The following is a 21,864-nucleotide window of genomic DNA, read 5'->3' as shown; positions in this document are numbered from 1 at the left end:
TATAAAAAGCAAAAATCCCTCAAATTGAGGGATTTTTTATGTTTAAGAATAAATCTTATTAAGCTTCGTTAGATGGAGTTTGGTTTTCCACTGGCTTTTCACCTTGTGGTTTCTGTCCTTCAGGTCTTCTTTGTCCCTCTGGTCTGCCTTGTCCTTCTGGTCTTCTCTGCCCTTCAGGTCTACCCTGTCCTTCCGGTCTTGGAGGTCTTGGTAAAAGAACTTTACGGGAAAGTTTCATTTTCTTACGGTCATCGTAACCCATGAACTTCACTTCTACCTCATCACCTTCTGCATAAGGAACTTTGTCTAAACGAGCCCATTCAATTTCAGAAATATGAAGAAGTCCTTCTGTCCCTTTAGCAATAGCCACGAATGCACCAAAGTCCATTACTTTCACTACTTTACCTTTGTAAACTTCACCTACAACCGGTACGAAAGTAATCTCATTGATTCTTGCAATAGCAGCATTGATCTTCTCTCTGTCTGTACCAGAAATCTCGATACGTCCGATTTCTCCCATCTCTTCGATAGCAATAACCGTATCCGTATCTTTCTGTAACTGTTGGATAATTTTTCCACCAGGTCCGATTACAGCTCCAATGAAGTCTTTTGGAATTTCCATTACCACCATTTTCGGAGCGTGAGGCTTCACGTCTGCTCTTGGCTGAGAGATTGTTTCTGTGATTTTGTTCAGGATGTGTAATCTTCCGTCTTTAGCCTGCATCAAAGCTTTCTCCATGATATCCATAGAAAGTCCCTGGATTTTGATATCCATCTGACAAGCTGTGATACCGTCTGCAGTACCTGTTACTTTGAAGTCCATATCTCCAAGGTGATCTTCATCTCCTAGGATATCAGAAAGTACAGTAAATTTACCTGATTTTGTATCGGTGATCAGACCCATTGCAATCCCTGAAACAGGTTTTGTAATCTGAACCCCTGCATCCATCAATGCTAATGTACCTGCACAAACTGTTGCCATTGAAGAAGAACCGTTAGATTCCAGGATATCGGAAACAATTCTGATTGTATATGGGTTTTCTGCCGGAATTACTGCTGTTAAAGCTCTTTGAGCTAAGTTTCCGTGTCCTACTTCTCTTCTTGAAGTACCTCTTAAAGGTCTTGCTTCACCAGTAGAGAATGGAGGGAAGTTATAGTGTAGGAAGAATCTTTCGTCGTGCTGCGTAATTACGCTGTCGATCATGTTCGCATCTTTTACAGAACCTAGAGTTACCGCCGTCAAAGACTGAGTTTCTCCTCTTGTAAATACTGCAGAACCGTGAGCTCCCGGAAGGTAATCAATTTCTGACCAGATCGGACGGATTGTTTGAGGATCACGACCATCAAGACGGATATTGTCTTCAAGGATCATCTGACGCATTGCTTCTTTCTCTACATCGTGGTAATATACTTTAACGAAAGGAGTTACTCTTGCCAATTCCTCTTCATTCTCAGCATACTGCGCTAAGAAATCTGCAAGAACCGCTTTGAATTTCTCTCCTCTTTCTTCTTTGTTAGATGGAGTTTTTGCTACTTCATATACTTTATCATAGCACTCTTTCCATACTTTTTCACGAATTTCTTCATCGTGATCTTCGTGGTTGTATTCTCTTTTAGGGAAAGATTTTCCTACTTTTTCAGCTAATCTCTCCTGAGCTTCGATCTGTTTTTTGATCTCAGCGTGAGCGAAGTTGATGGCTTCAAGCATTTCCTGCTCAGAGATCTCCTTCATTTCTCCTTCTACCATTACGATGGAGTCTTTAGTAGCTCCAACCATAATGTCGATATCTGATTTTAATAAATTCTCATAACTTGGGTTAACAGCCAGCTGACCGTCAATTCTTACTACTCTTGCTTCAGACATTGGTCCGTTGAAAGGGATATCTGTAATGGCAATCGCTGCAGAAGCTGCCAAACCTGCCAATGCTTCAGGCATTACTTCTTTATCGTAAGAAATTAATGAGATCATCACCTGTACTTCTGCGTGGAAATCTTCAGGGAAAAGAGGACGCAATACTCTGTCCACCAATCTCATTGTAAGCACTTCATCATCAGATGGTTTTGCTTCTCTACGGAAGAAATTTCCAGGAATTCTTCCACCTGCATAAAACTTTTCTCTGTAATCTACCGTTAATGGTAAAAAGTCTACACCAGGATTTGCTTCTTTGTTGGCTACAACTGTTGCTAAAAGCATAGTTCCACCACATTTCACCACTACAGATCCGTCAGCCTGCTTAGCCAGCTTTCCCGTTTCAATAGTGATTTCCCTGCCGTCTGCAAGGATAATCGTTTCTGTAAACGCTTGAGGTATACTCATAAATTTGCTTCTTTATACTCCGTATTGAGTATGATTAATATTTAAACTCTTTAAATTTTCGTTTGCAAAGGTACTATATAATAATGATATATTAAATTTTTCGATTGCTTAAATAGGCGCTTAAAATACAAAAAATTGGCTATCAATTGATGAATGTCTGAAAATTTATATCATTAATGTGAACTTATTCACCATTTATGAAAATAAAAAGTACTTTTTTGAGGATAATGTATTGAAAAATCCTGTTGTTTTTGTATTATTGTCTCAAAAAATGAAAATAACACATTGATCTGAAAAAAGTATATGTTTCATTTTAAAAATTAGTAAAATTATTGCAAACCAATAGGCTGATCCCTATATTTGCCCTACTTCACCAATTACAATGCTGTAGGTTAAAAAAGTTAAGGAATTATCCTTATCCAGATAAATAAATGTTTATGATTAATAAAGAAGTACAATCTCAAAGCAGGAATTATACGGTTCCGTTGATTACCATTACCCTGCTGTTTTTTATGTGGGGATTCATCACCTGTATGAATGATATCCTGATCCCGTATCTGAAGCAACTATTCAATCTTACCTTTTTCGAATCCATGCTGGTACAGTTCTGTTTTTTCGGAGCTTACTTTATCGGATCACTGATTTATTTCATCATCTCCATTACCAAAGGAGATCCCATCAATAAATTAGGCTATAAAAAAGGAATTCTGTTCGGAATTTTTCTCGCGGCATTGGGCTGTGTTCTGTTCTACCCGGCAGCTACGTTTTCATATTACCCTCTGTTTCTGGGTGCTTTGTTTATTTTAGGACTAGGCTTTACAGTATTGCAGATTACCGCGAATGCTTATGTTTCCCTGCTGGGAAGTGAAGAATCTGCATCCAGCCGACTGAATATGACTCAGGCTTTCAATGCGTTCGGAACAACGATTGCCCCGGTACTTGGAGGTCATCTTATTTTTGAATTTTTCTCTTCTCCGGACGGATCTTTCAGTGCGGTAGCGACAAGAATTCCTTACCTTATTTTTGCAGGGATCCTTTTACTGGTTGCTTTATTGATTTCCAGAGTTAAACTTCCTTCATTCCAGATGGGAGAAGAGGAGATTGTAAAAGGTTGGGGAGCCCTTGAATTCAGCCACCTGAAATTCGGGGTATTCGCCATGTTCTGCTATGTAGGAGGAGAAGTTGCCGTAGGAAGTTTTATCATCAGTTTCCTGGAGCAGCCACAGATTATGGGTTTTAATGAGATCATCAGTAAAAATTATCTTTCTTTATATTGGGGAGGAGCGATGATTGGCCGTTTTCTCGGAGCTATTTCTTTAAACCAGTCTTTAAGTCAGCAAAAAAAGGCTCTATATATGCTGGGAGCAGCAGCAGCCGTTTTCCTTGTGATTTTCAGTATTGTCAATCTTACTTTCAGCCAGATCAGCTTTTTCATTGTGTTTATCATCCTTAATTTTATTGCCTTTTTCATAGGTAAAGCAGCTCCGGCAAGAACATTATCCATCTTTGCCGCCATCAATGTTGCGTTGTTAATTTCTGCTATGGTAAATCATGGAGAGCTGGCGATGTACAGTATTTTAGGGATCGGAATTTTCAACTCTATTATGTTCTCGAATATTTACACACTGGCGATTTCAGGATTGGGTAAATATACCAGCCAGGGATCTTCTTTAGTGGTAATGGCTATTCTGGGAGGAGCTATTGTTCCGATATTCCAGGGATATCTTGCAGATCAGTTTGGAGTACAGCATTCGTTTATTATCCCTGTATTCTGCTATCTGGTTATTCTGATATTCGGGGCTTACTGTACCAAATATCTGGGTCATGTAGAAACTACAGAAACCAAATCAGGTCATTAAAATCAAAATCAAATCAAAATGTATAGGCGGAATATCTCAATGATATTCCGCTTTCTTTTTTCCAATTCTAAAATGTAACTTTTCATCAGAAAAAAGAACTTATCTTATCAACAGACACTATTATTATGAAAATACAGTTAAAGCTTGAATATGCAGTATTTCTACTGTCAGGAATCTATGCCTTTGCACAGACCGGATATTCCTGGTGGTGGTTTGCCGGACTTTTCCTTGCACCGGACATTTCTATGCTGGGATATACAGTGAATGCAAAAGTGGGTGCTTTTTGCTATAACCTCTTCCATCATTTTGGAATGGCTATTATCGTTTACTTTGCAGGAACAGCTTTGTCTCTACCCTATTTACAGATGACTGGCACTATTTTATTTGCTCATTCTGTGTTTGACAGAATTCTGGGGTACGGTTTGAAGTATCCGGATAGTTTTCAGAATACGCATTTGGAAAGGATTGGGAAGAAGGCCGAGTAGTGATGTTGAAAACCACCCCGTCAAAAATTCTTTGAATTTCCGCCACCCCTCCAAGGGAGGGGAATTATCGCACCTTCAGTTGATATTTTTGGTCAGGATTGAATTTCTGTTGATGCTTTTCTTGTTGGTTTCATGCGGCGGGATTTCTACTGGATGACACAATGGTAACGATGGTCTATCTACCTTTTGCTATTAAAAACTCTTTGTAGTATAAACAAAAAAGCAACCTCTTTCGAAGTTGCTTTTTATTTTGAAAATCTTTATAGATTATTTTCTTAAACCTAGTTCAGCAATAATTGCTCTATATCTTGCGATATCTTTGTTTTTAAGGTAATCTAATAAACTTTTTCTCTTACCTACCAATTTCACTAGAGATCTCTCTGTGTTGAAATCGTGACGGTTAGCCTTTAGGTGTTGAGATAAGTGATTGATTCTGAAAGTGAAAAGAGCGATTTGTCCTTCAGCACTTCCTGTGTCTTGTGCAGATTTCCCGTGTTTTGCGAAAATTTCCTGCTTTTTGTCTGTTGTTAAGTACATTCCAATATTGTTTAATGATTATTATGTAACGGGTGCAAAATTACGACTATTTTTTGATTCTGCAAACATTATTGATTTCATATATCAAATTTGATAGAAAAAAATGTTAAAAATTTCTTAACAAATTGTATGCAATCCAACGAAAAGGCAGTAATTTTGCATACGAATTACAAATGAAAAAAATTATATTCTTTACAGCGGTTACTACTTTTTTATTCATCGGATTTACTTCGGTAAAAGCCCAGAAGAATGCTGATGATAAAATAAAAAAAGTTCTTTACTTCAATCCTGAGGTAGAGCCTGATATTGACGAAATAAAAGACCCTACCAACAACGCTTTCTTTGATGCCGTTACCGATAACTTCAGTAACAGAAGAAATAAAATGCTCCGCGCTGAAGTTCAGGTTCCCTTCGACAGTATAGATAAGCAAACTATTGCCGATTACTGTCTGAACAATGATGCAGATTTTGCTATTGTCTCCAAAGTGAGATATTTCAAAGTAGGATTTGGCAAGTATGTTTTCTCCAATCAGGTGGTTGTGAGTATGAAACTCTTTGGTGCTGACGGAACGCTTGTCACCGAAACCGATCATGATACCTACCGCAAAAATATGCGCCTGCTGGGTTCTACCACCAACTCTGTTAAAATAGGAACCGAAGGAGCGATCAAAGGAATCATAAAAAAACTGAGAAAGCTGAAATCGACGGAAGCAGAGCTTTAGGGTTTAAGGTTTTGAGTTTAAGGTTGAAACACACAGCCTTTTATCATCAATAGTCAATTTTGCTTCGCAAGTCAATCGTGAATTTTGTCAGGAAGATTCATGGCTTATCGGACAAATTTATCATTTATCATTTATCATTTATCATTCATAATACATTTATAGACTTCAACCTGTAGTATATCTCCATGTATATCAATGATTTGACAACTTTCATTAGTTTAGTTTCATCTTAAATCTAAATAATTATGAAAAATTCAAATCTAAAAAAACTGAGCAGAGAAAGCCGGAAAGAAATCCTGGGAAGTATCATACACCTCCAAAAATGTCAATATCATTTTGAATGTCCCGGAGGCTCGTGCTGTCACAGAGTATGTATTGCTTACGCATGTCCCGAATTATAAATATTTTCATGTTAAATAAAGCACTTGTTCACTCTTAAGAACAGGTGCTTTTTATTTAAAAAACACTATAAACAACTGATTAACAATTAAATATTTTCGCCAAATAATGATTTATTAAATATTTTTTACTATTTTAGACTAACATTAAAACCAAAATCTCATGAAAAATTTAAAGAAACTCAGTCGGGAAAAAGCGAAACAAATTAATGGCGGATCCATGGAAAGATGCAGCGAAACGAATCCTTGTGCTGTCGGATGGTGCTGTTTTGGAATCTGTTCACCCTTCATCTGCCTTGAATAAAAGATAAAATCAAATCATAAAAATCAAAACTCATGAAAAATCTAAAAAAACTCAGCAGACAAGTACAAAAAGAAATTAAAGGCAGCGGACCTTTCAAAAGATGTACAGAACATTACGAATGTCCGGGAGGATCATGTTGTCACAACATCTGTGTTGTCAATCCATGTCCGCTGGAATAATATATGATCATTACAGACACCTGCATTCGTAGGTGTTTTTTATTTAAAACATCAATAAAACACTGATTTAGAGTAAAATATTTTCACTCGTAAATGAATAATATAGAAATATTTACTATTTTAGTCTGACATTAAATCCAAACTATAACGCTATGAAAAATCTAAAAAAACTCAGCAGAGAAGCCGCCAAGCAAATTAATGGTGGTATCGGACCGTTCAGATGCAGCATTACAAGACCTTGTTCTGTTGGATATTGCTGTAATGGAGAATGCCTTGACCATGACTGCATGATAGAGCCTTAATTTAAATATAATCATATCATATGAAGAATTTAAATCTTAAGAAGCTTAACAGGCTGGAACAAAAAAACATTAAAGGAAGTGGAATAAAAAAATGTGGTGACAATTCAGATTGTGGCCCTTATCAATGCTGTACAAACGCTGTCTGCATCTACATTCCCACCTCAGAATGCGAACCAATGTAAAGAATATTGGAATTTAAAATTTAATTTTTGCACATCCGTTTCGGCGGGTGTTTTTTTTACCCTTATTCTGAAGCATTAAACTTTAATTAATCCTTAATTTTGCCAGTTTATTGCTCAGTCTTAAAAATTTGAATTATTTTTGCATATCCAAAAAATTTCACGTTTTGAATTCTAGAGACGAACTTATCTTCAACCCTGCCGATATTGCCGAAACACTCAGCGAACTTCCTGCTGATGAGAGGCTGCTCGCATTCCTGAAGGTTCCGAAAGAATACAAAGCAGAAGTTTTTTCACACCTTGATCCCGATTTTCAGGAGGAAACCATCAGAAGTATCGGAAGCGATGAAGTTTCTGAAATCCTGAATGCTATGACTCCGGATGACAGGACTGCTCTTTTCGAGGATTTCCCGGATGAGCTGATCAAGTATTCCATTAATCATCTTAATCCGCAGGAAAGAAGGATTGCTTTAAAGCTTCTTGGTTACAATTCGGATTCGATTGCCCGTCTGATGACGCCTTACTATATCCAGATCCGTAAGGAATGGACGGTAAAAAGATGTCTTCAGCAGATCAAAAAGGTAGGAAAAAGAGTGGAAACCATGAACTACCTTTATGTGGTGGATGAAAGGAACCGCTTAATTGATGACCTTGCCATCGGAACCTTACTGCTGGAAGAGGAAGATACTTTGGTTTCCGACATTACAGACAATCATTTCGTGGCGATTACTACCACTACGTCCAAAGAAGATGCGGTAACTTATTTCGAAAAGTATGACCGTGGTGCTCTTCCTATTATTACAGAAGCCGGTGTTCTGGTAGGAATTGTGACAATTGATGACATTCTCGATCAGATTGAACAGCAGAACACGGAGGACATCCAGAAGTTCGGGGGATTGGAAGCATTGGATCTTCCTTACATCCAGACTTCATGGACAGAAATGATTAAAAAAAGAGCTACCTGGCTGATTATTTTATTTGTTTCGGAAATGCTGACTGCTTCTGCGATGGGATATTTTGATAAAGAAATTGAAAAAGCAGTTGTTCTCGCTCTATTTGTTCCTTTGATTATTTCCAGTGGAGGAAATTCCGGATCTCAGGCTGCAACGTTGATTATCCGAGCCATGGCGCTGCAGGAAATCAGTCTGAAAGATTGGTGGTACGTCATGAAAAAAGAAATTATCTCCGGATTATGTCTCGGAGCAATTTTAGGAGTGATCGGATTTATCAGAATTATGCTTTGGCAGCAGATTGGTTTGTTTGATTACGGACAATATTGGGTCTACGTAGGACTGAGTGTTTCTGTTTCCCTGATTGCCATTGTATTGTGGGGAACATTATCAGGCTCTATGATTCCGTTTGTCTTAAAGAAATTAAATCTCGACCCTGCTACTTCTTCTGCTCCGTTTGTAGCAACATTAGTGGATGTGACCGGACTTATTATCTATTTTACCGTAGCCGGACTTTTCTTAACCGGAAAACTTTTGTAATTTTAGGCATCATCTAACATGCCAATATGAAAATCGTTTCACTTGTACCTTCTATTACTGAGGCTTTATTTGACCTTGGACTGACCGAAAATGAAGTGGTAGGAAGAACAAAATTCTGTATTCATCCTCAGGATAAAATAAAAAATGTTGCCGTCATCGGAGGAACTAAGAATATCAATATTGAGAAAATTAAAGCTCTACAGCCGGATCTTATTCTTGCCAATAAGGAAGAAAATGTAAAAGAACAGGTAGAAGCTCTGATGGACGATTATAAGGTAATGGTAACCAATATTGACACGATTGAGGACAATTATTATCTGCTTAAAAACCTCGGAAAGCTTTTCGGAAAGGAAGACAGAGCACAGCTTTTCAATCTTAAAATTTATGATGTCCTGAATCAGGCAAAACTGGAAACTCCGATAAAAGCAGCTTATCTTATCTGGAAAAATCCTTATATGACCATTGGTTCCGATACTTTTATTCACAGGATTTTAACTGAAATTGGTTTTGAAAATATTTTTAAAGACAAAACCCGTTATCCTCAAATCACCACTGAAGACCTAGCAGATGCGGATGTCATTATGCTTTCGTCCGAACCTTTTCCGTTTAAAGAAAAACATATTGAGGAACTCCAGGTTTTCTATCCTGACAAAAAGATAATGATTGTAGATGGTGAAGCCTTTTCCTGGTATGGAACCCATATTGCCAAATGCGAGAATTATTTTAAAGAACTTCTCACAGAAATTCATTCAATGCAGCAAAGTTAGTTTTTCACCTCATCTTTACACTTTAAACCCTAAACATTAAACTTTAAATATTCAATTCACATGTCTGGTACAGTTATATTATCTGAAGGAGCAGAATTTGATCACGTACTACAGGAGGTTTCAAAATATATTCACCTGTATGTAATGGCGTTTGAAAAAGAAGAAAGAACCATTACACGTGTAGACAAACGCGAAAATATGTATGGAGGAAACGGTACGGTATACATGATACAGATGTTTGATCAGGAAGAACTTGCCAATAATCGTTTGGCCGCCTATATGGTTTTACTGAACAATGGTGATGAATCCGGGTTTCACACACACAACCAAAGAAATGAACAGGAACTGTACGTTGTGGTACATGGAAACGGAGAATACCGTGAAAGAACCGGAACCGATGGAGCAATACGTAAGAAAGTACTTCAAAAAGGTGATATTACGGCTATCAATTCTATAGGCTATCATTCTATTGAAAATACGGGAGATGAGCCTTTAATCATGTTTGTGATTACTACCAACAATCCATAAAAAACTCCGGCTGATATAGCCGGAGTTTTTATTTTTTTACAGTAAGTTTCGATTACAAAATCTTAGAAACTTCATTACAAAGCCATTCTAACAATTCACGGTCTTCTTTCGTGAAAGGGTCGATCGTATGAGAATCAATATCAATCTGACCAATGTTTTTTCCGTCTTTAAAAATCGGAACTACAATCTCTGCTTTTGTATCAATGGAACAGCTTAAATAATTGCTTTCTTCATGTACGTCAGGAACTACAAATGTTTCATTAGAAACTGCAACCTGACCACAGATACCTTTTCCGTAAGGAATAATTGTATGATCTGTAGGTGCTCCCACATAAGGGCCTAAAATCAATTCATCCTTATCTCCGTTTTTGAAATAGAAACCTGTCCAGTTGAAGTAAGGAATTTCCTGATCCAACAGGTGGCAGACTTTTTCAAGTTTTTCTTCTGTATTATGTTTGGGACTTTCAAGAATTGAGGAAAGTCTTTTCTTTAATTCTGACATTGTATTTATATTTTTAAGAGAATTGTTTTAGGGAAAGTTCTTCTTTATATCCGAACATTCCGCGCTCTTTAATCATTTCTGCTACGCCTTCCGGAACCTGAGTTTCCCAGCCTTTCACACAACATGCAATTTTTCTCAATATTTCTCTGGAATAAATTTCCAAAAACTCCGGATTATAATTCGTAATATCTACGATACGGTTGTTGTGTTTGAAATATTTGTATAATTCTTTCAGATTTTCTTCTACCTTCAGGTTGGAAGAATCCAACAGCTGATGAGTTTCCGGATCTTTGTAAGGATACAGGTATACTCTCATTCCGTTTCTGAAAAACTTACCGAATGCTTCAAGAATTCCTCCTGAAAGATTTTTATAATATTTCTCATCGAATACCATCAGCATATTATTTACCCCCATCGCTACTCCGATATCTCCACTTGTGTAAGAGGCAAAATAATCAATCAGTCTGTAATATTCAGAGAAGTTTGAAATAATAACAGTATACCCCAGTTTGGCAAGAATGTCTACTCTATCCAGGAAATCCCGTTCATCAATATCTCCGTCTGCTCTCAGATTGGAAATAGTGATTTCGATAAGGACTTCTGTTTCTTCATGGGTACAGGTAGCATCTTTGAAGAACATATCCATACCGTTTTTAAGCATATCAATGTTGACTTTCGTTACCGGTCTGAAACTTCCTCTTACCGCGAAAATATTTTTCTTGTACAAAACATCTGCCGGAAGCATATTACTTCCCTGAGAATTGAAGATCACTGCATCAGTCATTCCATTCTTTACCAATTGAAGAGACATCAGTCTGTTATCAACGTAAGCAAAAGCGGGTCCGCTGAAGTCGATCATATCAATTTCCAGATTATCTTTTGCAATATCATCGTAAAGAGATTCTACTAAAGTTCTCGGATTGTCAAAATAATGAAAGGCTCCGAAAATAAGGTTTACCCCAAGGTTTCCTAAAGTTTCCTGCTGAAGGGTAGCATCATTTTCTTTGAATTTTACGTGGATAACGATCTCATTGTAATCTTCATTTTCTTTAGTCTGAAAACGGATCCCTACCCAGCCGTGGCCTTTTACAGTCTTATCAAAATTGATAGTTGTTACTGTATTGGCATAAGAAAAGAATTTTCTATCCGGATTATTATCTCTTGAAATTCTCTCTTCAATCAAAGCTACTTCATATCGAAGCATTTTGCGAAGCCTGTTTTGGGTAACGTACCTGTTTTTTACTTCTTTTCCGTAGATGGCATCACTAAAATCTTTGTCATAAGCAGACATTGCCTTAGCAATCGTACCGGAAGCTCCTCCTGCTCTAAAAAAGTGGCGAACAGTCTCCTGCCCTGCTCCAATTTCTGCGAAAGTACCATAAATAGTAGGATCTAGATTAATTGTTAATGCTTTTTGTTTAGGAGTTAGTTTCTGATACATTAGGACATGAAATTTTTTGTAAATTTACCAAAATTAAACCAACCTCAAAACAAAATGAAGTTGAAATTTTTAGGAACCGGTACTTCACAAGGTGTACCCGTTATAGGCTGTACATGTGAAGTGTGTACTTCAGAAAATCCCAAAGACAAACGTTTACGTTCTTCCGTAATGATTACTACGGAGGAAAATAAAAAAATACTGATCGACTGCGGACCGGATTTCAGGCAGCAAATGCTTACCAACCACGAACATACCGTAGACATTGCGTTGATTACCCATGAACATAATGATCACGTCATCGGATTGGATGATATGCGGCCACTGATTTTTAAGAGTGGAAAAGATGTTCCCCTCTACTGCTATTCAAGAGTGGCTCATGAAATAAAAAACAGATTTCCTTATGCTTTTGCGGATGTAAGATATCCCGGAGCGCCTGCTTTTGAACTTCATGAAATTGAAAATAAACCTTTTCAGGTATTGGATACGGAAATTACTCCTGTAGAGGTCATTCACTATAAAATTACCGTGTTTGGATATAAGTTTAAAAAGCTTGCCTATATTACGGATGCCGGTTTTATTTCTGAAACAGAGAAGGAAAAACTGAAAGATCTGGACGTTCTGATCTTAAACTGCATCAGAAAATTTGATCCCCATCCTGCTCATTTTATCCTTCCCGATGTTATTAAATTATTTGAAGAGCTAAAACCTAAAAAATTATTTTTAACCCACATCAGTCATCATCTGGGACTGCATGATATTGAAGATAAGGAGCTTCCATCCGGAATACACCTTGCCTACGATGGTCTGGAACTTAATTTTTAAAAAAATTCTTCAAAAAGCTTTTGAACATTGAAAAAAGTTCCTATATTTGCACACCAATTTGAAACAAACATCAGGTTTGTCATCAACATCAAGCCCAGGTGGCGGAATTGGTAGACGCGCTGGTCTCAAACACCAGTTCTTAGGAGTACCGGTTCGATCCCGGTCCTGGGTACAAAAAACCTCTGAAATCATTTGATTTTCAGAGGTTTTTATTTTAAATATTACATCTTAAGACTGATCCCTCATAATTCCAAATTTTAATATTGAGTATATAGGCTCAAGATTGTTTTCTGAATCCCTGTAATGATCAAAGTCTAACCAGATTCTTCAATAAAAAGTAGAAATATTACTTATAAAAAAACAACAGAAAAATCAATCCTTATTCTTGAAAACAAACCATTAGAATTTTTAGGAAAAATATCCTATAGCTTATATCTTATACATGGACCGCTCCTTGCAATTACAAACCTTTATTTATTGAAAAACTTTGATCTCACCAATGATACCCGGCAATGGATTATATTTGTTTCGATCTTTATTTTAATCATACCTGTAACAACTATTTTTTACAACCTGGTTGAAAAGAGATTTCTCAATAAATAATACTCCATTAAATAATTTCCAGAAATAGAAAAGCTGAATAATAGTTTTATCAGGTAACTTAAAGCCACTAAGTATATGTTACGTATTATACTTCAGCTTATTAGGCAAGAATAAACCAGCTTCTGCTTTATAGTTTCTTGAGGAATAACGGTTAATTCCGATGTCGGTAAAAAACCTATAAAAAATAAAAGATGTCAGAGCTTTTATTTTTATTATCAGACATATAGAATTTTTCAGATAAAAACCCCTGAAAACTATTTTCAGGGGTTATCTTTATTTTACATTATATTTTTCAGTACCATCATCAGTAATTGAAGATTCTATTAACTGTTTATTTTTACTGACTGATTATAATACGAATACTTGTAAAATTTAATTAATATATGTTGAGTTAAAAGAAACAGATATCGGAGTACAAGCCATATTGGCTCCGGACGCAGTTCCGTTATTATATTGTCTGATCATTGCTATGTATAGCATGTGATTGCCGGCAGTTAAAAATTTAACAGAGGATAAATTGAACTGTGCCTGAGCACCTGGCCCTGACTCCTGAACTGTCTGGTAAACATTTGTAGCTACATTATCTATAAACAGAATAGCCTGATAAAAGCCTGTACCACCACCTGAAGGTAACGAGTAATAATCGATACCCAGCATAAAATTAATAAATAAAGCCTTACCACCTGCTGGTATTGTAATATTTTGAACAGTACCCGGAACAGGAGTATACCCCAGATCATTCACACTAAAGGTTGGTGAGCCAGGAACATTACTAACTGCATTTTCAGTTGTTGATACCTGGGCCGTTGTAGATACTGCAATAACATTACCTGACGCATCCACCCCAATAGCTTGTCCCGTTCCCGTGGGTGAAGACGAGTTTAGATTCGTAAACTTCAATCCTGAAACATTGGCGGTACCAGAATTTACTTCTAATCTGGCCCCTGGCGTTAAAGTTCCTACGCCGACATTTCCTGTAGGAGTAATGGTCATTTTGGGACTGTTATTGGTCATCAGATTCAGGGTATTTGAAGTAGTGGTTCCCACGTAGCCCGATCCTCCTCCAATATAAGTTTCCAGACTAACTGTACCATTGGTATGTGTAATACCAAAGCTATTATCAGCTGTACTAACAGTCAGCTTAGTATTGGGTGTTGTTGTGCCTATTCCTACATTTCCACTTGAAGTAACAGTCATTTTTTGGGTGTTATTGGTCATAAACCTCAGATCATTAGCAGTAGTGGTTCCCACGGTAGCTGCCCCTCCTCCGATATACGTTTTTAAGTTAACTGTACCATTGGTATGATTTAATCCAAAGCTGCTATCAGGCGTACTGATGGTAAGTTTCGTATCAGGGGTTGTGGTACCAAGGCCTACAAGGCCGTTGGCAGCATCCACTGATAAGGTGCTCCCGTCTACAGAAAATGCATTGGTTTGTGTTCCTGTAAAGGCAAGGGTATTGGCTCCTTGTGTAACGGTACGGTTTGCTGTTAAAGTGCCGTCTGTGTTATAAATATTGGCAGATGCAGGTGCTGCCGGCAAAGCTTTCCATGTTGCCACTCCGCTGGCATCGGATGTTAGCACCTTATCTGTACCCTGGGTACCATCTACGATTTTCAAAGCTCCGCTTGTGGAGGATTCAATCTGAAGTTTATTGGTAGGGCTCGTTGTACCGATACCCACATTTCCTGAGGATTTGATCGTCAGTCTTGGTGCGTAGTCTGTTGCATTTCTGGTGGAAAACTGTAACCCGGCATAGCTGTTGGCAGCATCACGGTCAATTCCTGAAATGCTGGCCCCGGAAAGTCCTGTTTCAGATGTTGACGGAATAAACCCCAGCTCAGCAAACTGCCCGCCGGTGCTGTTTAAATTATAAAGCGTAATATTTCTTGCTATTCCTTGCAGACATGCAGCACCACAATTTTCAATTCCTGCAGAAATGGTACTTGTTGTCGCTCCCGGGCTGTTTTGGACTGACAGAGAAGAAGCGGGAGCTATGGTACCGATTCCCACTCTGCTGTTCGCTGCATCTACGGAAAAGTTTTTTCCGTTCACAGAAAATGCATTGGTTTGTGTTCCTGTAAAGGCAAGGGTATTGGCTCCCTGTGTAACGGTACGGTTTCCTGTTAAAGTGCCGTCTGTGTTATAAATATTGGCAGATGCAGGTGCTGCCGGCAAAGCTTTCCATGTTGCCACTCCGCTGGCATCGGATGTTAACACCTTATCTGTACCCTGGGTACCATCTACGATTTTCAAAGCTCCGCTTGTGGTGGATTCAATCTGAAGTTTATTGGTAGGGCTCGTTGTACCGATACCCACATTTCCTGAGGATTTGATCGTCAGTCTTGGTGCGTAGTCTGTTGCATTTCTGGTGGAAAACTGTAACCCGGCATAGCTGTTGGCAGCATCACGGTCAATTCCTGTAATGCTGGCTCCGGAAAGTCCTGTTTCAGATGTTGACGGAATAAACCCCAGCTCAGCAAACTGCCCACCGGTGCTGTTTAAATTATAAAGCGTAATATTTCTTGCTATTCCTTGCAGACATGCAGCACCACAATTTTCAATTCCTGCAGAAATGGTACTGTTTGTAGCTCCCGAACTGTTTTGCACAGACAGGGAAGAAGCAGGAGCTATGGTACCGATTCCCACTCTGCTGTTCGCTGCATCTACGGAAAAGTTTTTCCCGTTCACAGAGAATGCATTGGTTTTTGTCCCTGTGAATGCTAAAGTATTAGCTCCCTGTGTTACGGTTCTGTTTCCGGTAAGGGTCCCGTCTGCATTATAGATATTAACGGGATTGGCCAGCTTTGTCCATACGGAACCATTATAATAATAATAGCCAACGGCATCAATATTCACAGCAGTACCCGTTTGCGTTCCGGTAGCTACGCTGTTTACATAAATTAGGGTTGAAGTAGGAACACCTGTCATACTTTGAGCTCTCTGTCGGTCCAGTCTGGTAATCAGAACACCATCTACATTGGTAGAAGTGCCTGTTGCATTTTTGGCATTGATATCAAAAGTAGCAGCCGGGCTGGTGGTATTAATACCTACTTGTGAACGTACTTTGCAAAAAGCAAGCAACAATATCACCACTGGTAATACTTTTTTTTTCATAAATTTTTGTTTTAATTTTTAATAATATCGACATTCTAAATTCGATATGGCAAAACTAAAAACAAACCAGAGCTACAACAAGATAAGCACTACATCAAAGATACAACATCAGCATATCAAGCATGCAACAAAACAAATAATAAACTGAAATTCAATAACAAAAAATACATCTGAATATTCAAATAATATAAAACAACTATAATTCTTAAGAATTCCAACAACTATTTTATCTTATAGAAAAAATTTACGTTACACTCACTCCACAAGCCTTCCACTAATCCCCTAGTCCAATTGTACAAAAAAAAGAATTCTTAACAGCTGTTTTAATACTGAATCCTCTGGCTTTTGCGTACTGGCCATGCGCTCAAATTCTTTTTATTCCCAGCCTAAATTGTAATTTAAAACAGTATCAGCCTTTCATATTCAATCTTTCCTCCTGCAGATCCAATAGCCGCAGGTGTTTTCTGATGATATTTTCATCCAGTAAAAGTTCTTCGCGGTTTTTATGGATGAGCCAGTTTCTTTGGGTGTTGAGAATGTCAATATAAATATGCCTGTATTCTTCGTAATTTAAAATAATTTCAGAACTGCTCAACTGATTTTCATATTTCTGTAACTGATCCTTCAACGCCGGAAAGCTTTCTATTTTATCAGCATAGTCGTTGCGGATTTTTTCAAGGGCTACTTTTGCCAGACTGTTCTGAATGTCGTAATCTATCTCTTTCGCACTTCTTATGAAATCGCGGTCTACCGGCGGAAATTTCTTAAGTAAAAAAGGAAGCGTAAGTCCTTGTAAAAGCAGTGTCAACAGGATTACAATAAATGTGATAAACAGGATCATATTTCTTTGCGGAAACGGAGACCCGTCATCTAAAGTCATGGGAATGGAAAGAGCTGCTGCCAGGGAAACTACACCCCGCATACCGGTCCATCCAATAATCAGGGGAGTTTGCCAGCCCGGTGACTGTGGATCGGCAACGGTAATAAAATTCCTCATAATTAAGGTTGTTATCAACGCACCATATCCTGCTAAAATTCGGACAATAATCAGCACCACAGTGACTGCAATTCCATAGCCTATCGCAGTATAAATATCAGTGTCACCTAAGCCGGAAACAATTTCCGGTAAATCTAAGCCGATAAGCATAAAAACGATCCCGTTCAACAGAAAGCAAAGACTTTCCCATACTGTTACGGTACGTATCCGGGATGCACTGCTTAGAAAATCATGACTCCGGTAAGAAAGAAACAGTCCTCCGGTTACCACGGCCAGAACTCCGGATGCATGAAGTTGTTCTGCCGCCAGATACATAGAAAACGGCGCGATAAAAGTCAGCAGAATATCTATATTTGAATCGGTAGGCAACATTTTATGGATTTTCAGAAAAACGTATGCAATCACAAGTCCTATTCCCAGGCCTCCTAAGCACATCCATACAAAACTTCCGGCTGCTTCATGCCAGACAAACTGCCCGGTTGCAGCAGCGATCATGGCAAACCTGAAAATAATCAAAGAAGAAGCATCGTTCAGCAAGCTTTCGCCTTCCAGAATAGAAGCCAGCCTTTTCGGGACTTTTACAAATTTTAAAATTGCTCCGGCGCTCACAGCATCAGGTGGAGAAACAATTCCGCCCAATAAAAAACCGAGAGCGAGAGAAAACCCGGGAATAAAATAATTAGCAAAAGCAGCAACGGACAGTGCGGTAAAGAAGACCACTACAAAAGCAAAGCTGAAAATAATCCTGCGCCATCTCCAAAGTTCTTTCCATGAGGTTGACCATGCCGCTTCGTATAATAATGGAGGCAGGAAGATGATAAATAATAATTCGGGCTCTATTTTAACAGGTGGCACCCCGGGAATAAAACTTATGACAAGTCCGGCCAATACCAGTAAAACCGGATATGCTACTTTAATCTTATTAGCCAGCATGATCAGCATAGTAATTAAGAAAACCAGGAACAGGTAAAATTCAAAGTTTTTAAGCATAGGAAAAATTTAGAGACTTAAATATATATCAAATTTTTAAAAATTTAATCCTTTACCGGTTTTAGTCTCATCAGAAAAATGTTATCTTTTTCGCTTATACCGCAGCTGTATCAATCCGGTTTCAAATGTTGTTGCGGTAATACATTCAAGTGCATGTTCAGGCCGGCCATCTTTAAAAAGTTTTGTTCCGCTGCCTAATAATACAGGAATTACCGAAATAATAAATTCGTCTATCAGATCATGTTTCAACAATTCATTGATTATTTCAGCACCACCGTCACAATAAATATTCTTTCCTTCCATGGATTTTAAACGGTTAACTAATTCTGCTATATCTCCGGTATAGAAAGTCGTCCTGCCTTCTTTTGGCCTTGTGGTTCTCGTGATTACGTAAATATCCCGCTGCCCGTTGTCATAATGAGATGAGCCAATTTCTTTCATCACATAATCATAGGTTTTTCTACCTATAATAATGGTATCAATTCCGGCATTAAAGTCTGCATAGCCGTAATCCTCGCCTTCTTTTTCAACTATTTTCAGAAAGCTCAGATCATCATTGGGTTTTGCTATATAGCCATCTAAACTCATGGCAATGAAAAGTGATAGATTTCGCATTGATTTTGATTTTAATATTGCAGCAAATTTACTTCTATACTACGATCTGCACTTTGTAAAAATGCGACAAATTAAAGTAATGAAGGTACAAGTCCGGTATTTCTCTTGATTCCATTGTAAGATGTGACTAATGCCTGTTCTCTATTTCTTCAAAATACCTCATCACTTTTTCCTCAGTGTTGTTTTGCAAATTGACCTTACTGTCAAAAAGTTCTGCTCTTAAGTGCCTGTATAAGGATACTGCGTTTCTCAAGCTTTCCAATAAAGATTGTCTGTTATAATCCGGAATGGTAAGTTTTAATTTTTCGAGGTCTGAAGTTTTTAAAGCTGTTTCCACTTTTCTGACTCCACGAGGTAAATTTCCGTTTTTGATGTGGAGTAAAGGTCCAAACACAACCATGCGCAGAAATCCCATAAAGTCGTATGCTTCAAAATATTCTCCACGTCCAGTTTTCAGCAATGCATAATGGATCCAGGTCCAAAAACGGTCCTCTATCCACTGATAATCCGGATAAGGAAACCTGGCTTCTGTGTGATGAATAATGTTCGTAAGCTTCTCACCTTTGTCAATAAGGAGAACCGGAGTTTCAATACGGTTCTGAAATTCTTCAAGGTTTAAAAACTTGATATCCACATGCAAAAGCGGATTGTCATACAGGCATATCAGCAATCTCGGCTCTCCCACGTGCTCGCCTGTAAACCCTGACAAGAAATCTCCCAGCTTTTTTGCGTAGTCAAGCATTAGATTCTTATCGTGGGAAATTTTTTGTTGGGTGACAAGAATGAGGTCAAGATCTGAAAATTCATCTATTTCATCGGTAATCCAGGAACCTGCAACAGCTAATCCTATAACATTGTCGTCCGGTTCTAAAATCTCTTTTGCTCTGTTGGCGAATTCTTGCTGTATCATTGGTTATTCGTTCTTTTAGGTTATCTGTACATGTTAAGCCAGCTTTGAAGTATATTTTGAATCACTTTTAAATATACAAAAATATCCCTTTTGCTGATCATTTCTAAGCTGAATCCTATCCTCAACTACGGCTTATATCATTTAATTTCATTAATAATAAATCCCAGCCTGTAGTCTGGGATTCATTATTTATAATTTATAAAACGTTCACATGAAATAACATATGTATGATCGTCTTATTTAAGGATTGCTGTTCTTTTTTAAAACAATCTGTTATGAAGAGATCTCAAGGCTTCTATCTTGTAAGCAGAGGAAACAAGCAGCGAAATATTATTTTCACTTCCTCCATAGGAAATCATTCTGATCGGAATATGTTTTACCGCCTCGGAAACAATAGTGGCATATCCGTTGTTGTTTTTTCTGAAATCACCTACGATACAAACGATAGACTGTTCGTTATCAATTTCAACGGCTGAAAAAGATTCCAGTTCTTTCACAATTTCAGAAAGATAATCGGTTTGGTCTATGGTAAGTGAAACGGCTACTTCAGAAGTGGTAATCATATCAATAGGGGTTTTGTAGCGTTCAAAAACTTCAAAAACCTTTCTTAAAAATCCGTAAGCCATCAACATTCTTGAAGACTGAATACGAATTGCCGTAATATGATCTTTTGCTGCAATAGCCACAATCTGATTCTGATTGGTAGCTTCTCCGGAGATCAGTGTTCCGGACGCACTCAAATTCATCGTATCCAGCAATCTTACCGGAACATTATATTTTCTTGCCGGAAAAACACTTTGGGGATGAAGAATTTTAGCCCCAAAGTAAGATAATTCAGCAGCTTCATCAAAGCTCAGTCTGGCAATGGATTTTGTATTTTGAACATATCTCGGATCATTATTATGGAATCCGTCAATATCTGTCCAGATCTGGATTTCTTCAACCTGGAGTGCCGCCCCTAATAATGACGCGGTATAATCTGAACCACCTCTCTGTAAATTATCAATTTCACCTTCAGCATTTCTGCAGATGTATCCCTGGGTGATAAATAAGGTTTCCTCAGGATATTCTGAAATTTTACGGGCTGCATGTTCTCTGATATAATCAATATTGGGTTCTTTATCTTCATCAATCAGCATGAAGTCAAGTGCTGACAATAACACTGACGGAATTTCAATTTCTTTTAAATGTAAATGGAAGAGCGTTGTTGAAATAATTTCTCCCTGAGCCAGAATAACACGTTCCGCACTGGAATTAAAATTTTTATTTTTAAATTGATAAAAGAGATCAAATATTTTGTCAATGAACAGTAATGCTTCTGAAGTACCTTCTTCCGTTTTAAATAATTCATGGACAAATTTTTTGTATTTGTCATACAGTACATCAATATGTTGGTAAGCAGCTTCAATATCTTTGTTTTCATACAGCGCTGATAACTTTACCAAATCGTTGGTAGTTCCGGAAACAGCTGATAAAACAACCAGATGTTTGTCTGCTGCCTGAGATCTGATGATAGGTAATAACTGTTCGATTCTTTCCGGACTTCCTACTGAAGTTCCTCCAAATTTTAATACTTTCATAATAGATATAATTGTTAAATATTTTCCAAAAAAAAAGAGCTTGTCGTGATGACAAGCTCCTGATATATTTTAGTTTCTAACCAAAGGAAAATGACTCACGACGTTCGACGTAAGTTCTGTTTCTTTGCTTTTTTAAGGTTAGATAAAATCATTTTCTTTTTTTGCTGGGCAAATATACACATTTTTATTGATCTCCGCCTAAAAAAATTGATTTTCCTAA

20 protein-coding genes and 1 tRNA gene are annotated in these 21,864 nt (G+C 37.8%); 12 read left to right on the top strand and 9 right to left on the bottom strand.

The genetic code is table 11. The features are described from left to right. Positions 1-58: 58 nt before the first annotated feature. The gene (locus FB551_RS00935; protein ID WP_142014098.1) at positions 59-2,317 is read right to left on the bottom strand and encodes a polyribonucleotide nucleotidyltransferase; all 2,259 of its coding nucleotides are present in this window, start codon (positions 2,315-2,317) and stop codon (positions 59-61) included. A 437-nt stretch (positions 2,318-2,754) separates the two neighbouring features. On the opposite strand from FB551_RS00935, the gene FB551_RS00930 reads away from it, so the two are divergent. Further along, positions 2,755-4,176, top strand: a complete 1,422-nt coding sequence (locus FB551_RS00930) for a sugar MFS transporter (protein WP_047432709.1) — start codon at positions 2,755-2,757, stop codon at positions 4,174-4,176. A gap of 125 nt (positions 4,177-4,301) precedes the next feature. Then, a complete protein-coding gene (locus tag FB551_RS00925; RefSeq protein ID WP_142014095.1) occupies positions 4,302-4,661 on the top strand; it encodes a DUF4260 domain-containing protein in 360 nt (119 codons plus the stop codon). Positions 4,662-4,928: 267 nt separating this feature from the next. On the opposite strand, the gene rpsO is transcribed toward FB551_RS00925, so the two are convergent. Beyond that, a complete protein-coding gene (rpsO, locus tag FB551_RS00920; protein WP_034692246.1) occupies positions 4,929-5,198 on the bottom strand; it encodes a 30S ribosomal protein S15 in 270 nt (89 codons plus the stop codon). A gap of 173 nt (positions 5,199-5,371) precedes the next feature. Here rpsO and FB551_RS00915 point away from each other — a divergent pair, with 173 nt between their 5' ends. The 7 genes from FB551_RS00915 to FB551_RS00900 all read left to right on the top strand — a co-directional run bounded on the left by FB551_RS00915 (position 5,372) and on the right by FB551_RS00900 (position 10,067). Then, the gene (locus tag FB551_RS00915) at positions 5,372-5,920 is read left to right on the top strand and encodes a pyruvate decarboxylase (protein ID WP_142014092.1); all 549 of its coding nucleotides are present in this window, start codon (positions 5,372-5,374) and stop codon (positions 5,918-5,920) included. A gap of 561 nt (positions 5,921-6,481) precedes the next feature. Further along, positions 6,482-6,622, top strand: a complete 141-nt coding sequence (locus tag FB551_RS23135; protein WP_167497809.1) for a bacteriocin-like protein — start codon at positions 6,482-6,484, stop codon at positions 6,620-6,622. 32 nt (positions 6,623-6,654) lie between these two features. After that, on the top strand, positions 6,655-6,801 hold the full coding sequence (locus FB551_RS23130) for a bacteriocin-like protein (protein WP_156106370.1): 147 nt from the start codon (positions 6,655-6,657) through the stop codon (positions 6,799-6,801). Positions 6,802-6,953: 152 nt separating this feature from the next. Further along, positions 6,954-7,103, top strand: coding sequence for a bacteriocin-like protein (locus FB551_RS23125; RefSeq protein WP_156106369.1), 150 nt, complete (start codon positions 6,954-6,956; stop codon positions 7,101-7,103). 346 nt (positions 7,104-7,449) lie between these two features. Beyond that, entirely contained in the window at positions 7,450-8,772 is a 1,323-nt protein-coding gene (gene mgtE, locus FB551_RS00910; protein WP_047432715.1) for a magnesium transporter, read from the top strand. Positions 8,773-8,798: 26 nt separating this feature from the next. Further along, on the top strand, positions 8,799-9,539 hold the full coding sequence (locus FB551_RS00905) for an ABC transporter substrate-binding protein (protein WP_142014089.1): 741 nt from the start codon (positions 8,799-8,801) through the stop codon (positions 9,537-9,539). A gap of 60 nt (positions 9,540-9,599) precedes the next feature. After that, positions 9,600-10,067, top strand: a complete 468-nt coding sequence (locus FB551_RS00900; RefSeq protein ID WP_052187015.1) for a cupin domain-containing protein — start codon at positions 9,600-9,602, stop codon at positions 10,065-10,067. A gap of 52 nt (positions 10,068-10,119) precedes the next feature. Here FB551_RS00900 and FB551_RS00895 read toward each other — a convergent pair whose 3' ends face one another. Continuing rightward, positions 10,120-10,569 (bottom strand): GAF domain-containing protein, encoded by a 450-nt coding sequence (locus FB551_RS00895; RefSeq protein ID WP_034692242.1) that lies wholly within the window; start codon positions 10,567-10,569, stop codon positions 10,120-10,122. A 13-nt stretch (positions 10,570-10,582) separates the two neighbouring features. Then, entirely contained in the window at positions 10,583-12,010 is a 1,428-nt protein-coding gene (locus tag FB551_RS00890; protein WP_047432722.1) for a hypothetical protein, read from the bottom strand. Positions 12,011-12,064: 54 nt separating this feature from the next. Here FB551_RS00890 and FB551_RS00885 point away from each other — a divergent pair, with 54 nt between their 5' ends. The 3 genes from FB551_RS00885 (at position 12,065) to FB551_RS23640 (ending at position 13,435) form a co-directional block, all read left to right on the top strand. Next, complete coding sequence (locus FB551_RS00885; protein WP_047433369.1) at positions 12,065-12,832, top strand: MBL fold metallo-hydrolase; 768 nt, start codon at positions 12,065-12,067, stop codon at positions 12,830-12,832. 92 nt (positions 12,833-12,924) lie between these two features. Continuing rightward, a tRNA-Leu gene (locus FB551_RS00880) sits at positions 12,925-13,004 on the top strand. A gap of 158 nt (positions 13,005-13,162) precedes the next feature. Next, positions 13,163-13,435, top strand: a complete 273-nt coding sequence (locus FB551_RS23640) for an acyltransferase family protein (protein ID WP_142018041.1) — start codon at positions 13,163-13,165, stop codon at positions 13,433-13,435. A gap of 372 nt (positions 13,436-13,807) precedes the next feature. Here the strand turns inward: FB551_RS23640 and FB551_RS00870 are convergent, their stop codons facing one another. From FB551_RS00870 to FB551_RS00850, 5 genes are all read right to left on the bottom strand, one after another. Then, entirely contained in the window at positions 13,808-16,552 is a 2,745-nt protein-coding gene (locus tag FB551_RS00870) for a beta strand repeat-containing protein (protein ID WP_142014085.1), read from the bottom strand. Between the two features lie 409 nt (positions 16,553-16,961). Further along, entirely contained in the window at positions 16,962-18,539 is a 1,578-nt protein-coding gene (locus FB551_RS00865) for a Na+/H+ antiporter (protein ID WP_047432868.1), read from the bottom strand. Between the two features lie 81 nt (positions 18,540-18,620). Beyond that, positions 18,621-19,154 carry a dihydrofolate reductase family protein gene (locus FB551_RS00860; RefSeq protein WP_142014082.1) on the bottom strand — a complete coding sequence of 178 codons (534 nt, stop codon included), beginning with the start codon at positions 19,152-19,154 and terminating at the stop codon, positions 18,621-18,623. A 127-nt stretch (positions 19,155-19,281) separates the two neighbouring features. Then, positions 19,282-20,064: a nucleotidyltransferase domain-containing protein gene (locus FB551_RS00855; RefSeq protein WP_142014079.1), complete on the bottom strand. Its 783-nt coding sequence runs from the start codon at positions 20,062-20,064 to the stop codon at positions 19,282-19,284. 260 nt (positions 20,065-20,324) lie between these two features. Continuing rightward, on the bottom strand, positions 20,325-21,644 hold the full coding sequence (locus FB551_RS00850; protein WP_142014076.1) for an aspartate kinase: 1,320 nt from the start codon (positions 21,642-21,644) through the stop codon (positions 20,325-20,327). Positions 21,645-21,864: the final 220 nt, after the last annotated feature.

The sequence above is a fragment of the Chryseobacterium aquifrigidense genome (assembly GCF_006716485.1).
Lineage (GTDB): Bacteria > Bacteroidota > Bacteroidia > Flavobacteriales > Weeksellaceae > Chryseobacterium > Chryseobacterium vietnamense.
The sequence above is the reverse complement of the archived record's forward strand: the minus strand, read 5'-3'. Positions and strand labels throughout refer to the sequence as shown.

Excerpts from the sequence above, each read along its gene's own strand:
- FB551_RS00935 (WP_142014098.1), bottom strand. The coding sequence starts at position 2,317 with ATGAGTATACCTCAAGCGTTTACAGAAACGATTATCCTTGCAGACGGC.
- FB551_RS00895 (WP_034692242.1), bottom strand. The coding sequence starts at position 10,569 with ATGTCAGAATTAAAGAAAAGACTTTCCTCAATTCTTGAAAGTCCCAAA.
- FB551_RS00865 (WP_047432868.1), bottom strand. The coding sequence starts at position 18,539 with ATGCTTAAAAACTTTGAATTTTACCTGTTCCTGGTTTTCTTAATTACT.
- FB551_RS00850 (WP_142014076.1), bottom strand. The coding sequence starts at position 21,644 with ATGAAAGTATTAAAATTTGGAGGAACTTCAGTAGGAAGTCCGGAAAGA.
- FB551_RS00855 (WP_142014079.1), bottom strand. The coding sequence starts at position 20,064 with ATGATACAGCAAGAATTCGCCAACAGAGCAAAAGAGATTTTAGAACCG.
- rpsO (WP_034692246.1), bottom strand. The coding sequence starts at position 5,198 with ATGTACTTAACAACAGACAAAAAGCAGGAAATTTTCGCAAAACACGGG.
- FB551_RS23135 (WP_167497809.1), top strand. The coding sequence starts at position 6,482 with ATGAAAAATTTAAAGAAACTCAGTCGGGAAAAAGCGAAACAAATTAAT.
- FB551_RS00930 (WP_047432709.1), top strand. The coding sequence starts at position 2,755 with ATGATTAATAAAGAAGTACAATCTCAAAGCAGGAATTATACGGTTCCG.
- FB551_RS00870 (WP_142014085.1), bottom strand. The coding sequence starts at position 16,552 with ATGAAAAAAAAAGTATTACCAGTGGTGATATTGTTGCTTGCTTTTTGC.
- FB551_RS00885 (WP_047433369.1), top strand. The coding sequence starts at position 12,065 with ATGAAGTTGAAATTTTTAGGAACCGGTACTTCACAAGGTGTACCCGTT.
- FB551_RS00900 (WP_052187015.1), top strand. The coding sequence starts at position 9,600 with ATGTCTGGTACAGTTATATTATCTGAAGGAGCAGAATTTGATCACGTA.
- FB551_RS00905 (WP_142014089.1), top strand. The coding sequence starts at position 8,799 with ATGAAAATCGTTTCACTTGTACCTTCTATTACTGAGGCTTTATTTGAC.
- FB551_RS00915 (WP_142014092.1), top strand. The coding sequence starts at position 5,372 with ATGAAAAAAATTATATTCTTTACAGCGGTTACTACTTTTTTATTCATC.
- FB551_RS00860 (WP_142014082.1), bottom strand. The coding sequence starts at position 19,154 with ATGCGAAATCTATCACTTTTCATTGCCATGAGTTTAGATGGCTATATA.
- FB551_RS00925 (WP_142014095.1), top strand. The coding sequence starts at position 4,302 with ATGAAAATACAGTTAAAGCTTGAATATGCAGTATTTCTACTGTCAGGA.
- FB551_RS00890 (WP_047432722.1), bottom strand. The coding sequence starts at position 12,010 with ATGTATCAGAAACTAACTCCTAAACAAAAAGCATTAACAATTAATCTA.
- FB551_RS23125 (WP_156106369.1), top strand. The coding sequence starts at position 6,954 with ATGAAAAATCTAAAAAAACTCAGCAGAGAAGCCGCCAAGCAAATTAAT.
- FB551_RS23130 (WP_156106370.1), top strand. The coding sequence starts at position 6,655 with ATGAAAAATCTAAAAAAACTCAGCAGACAAGTACAAAAAGAAATTAAA.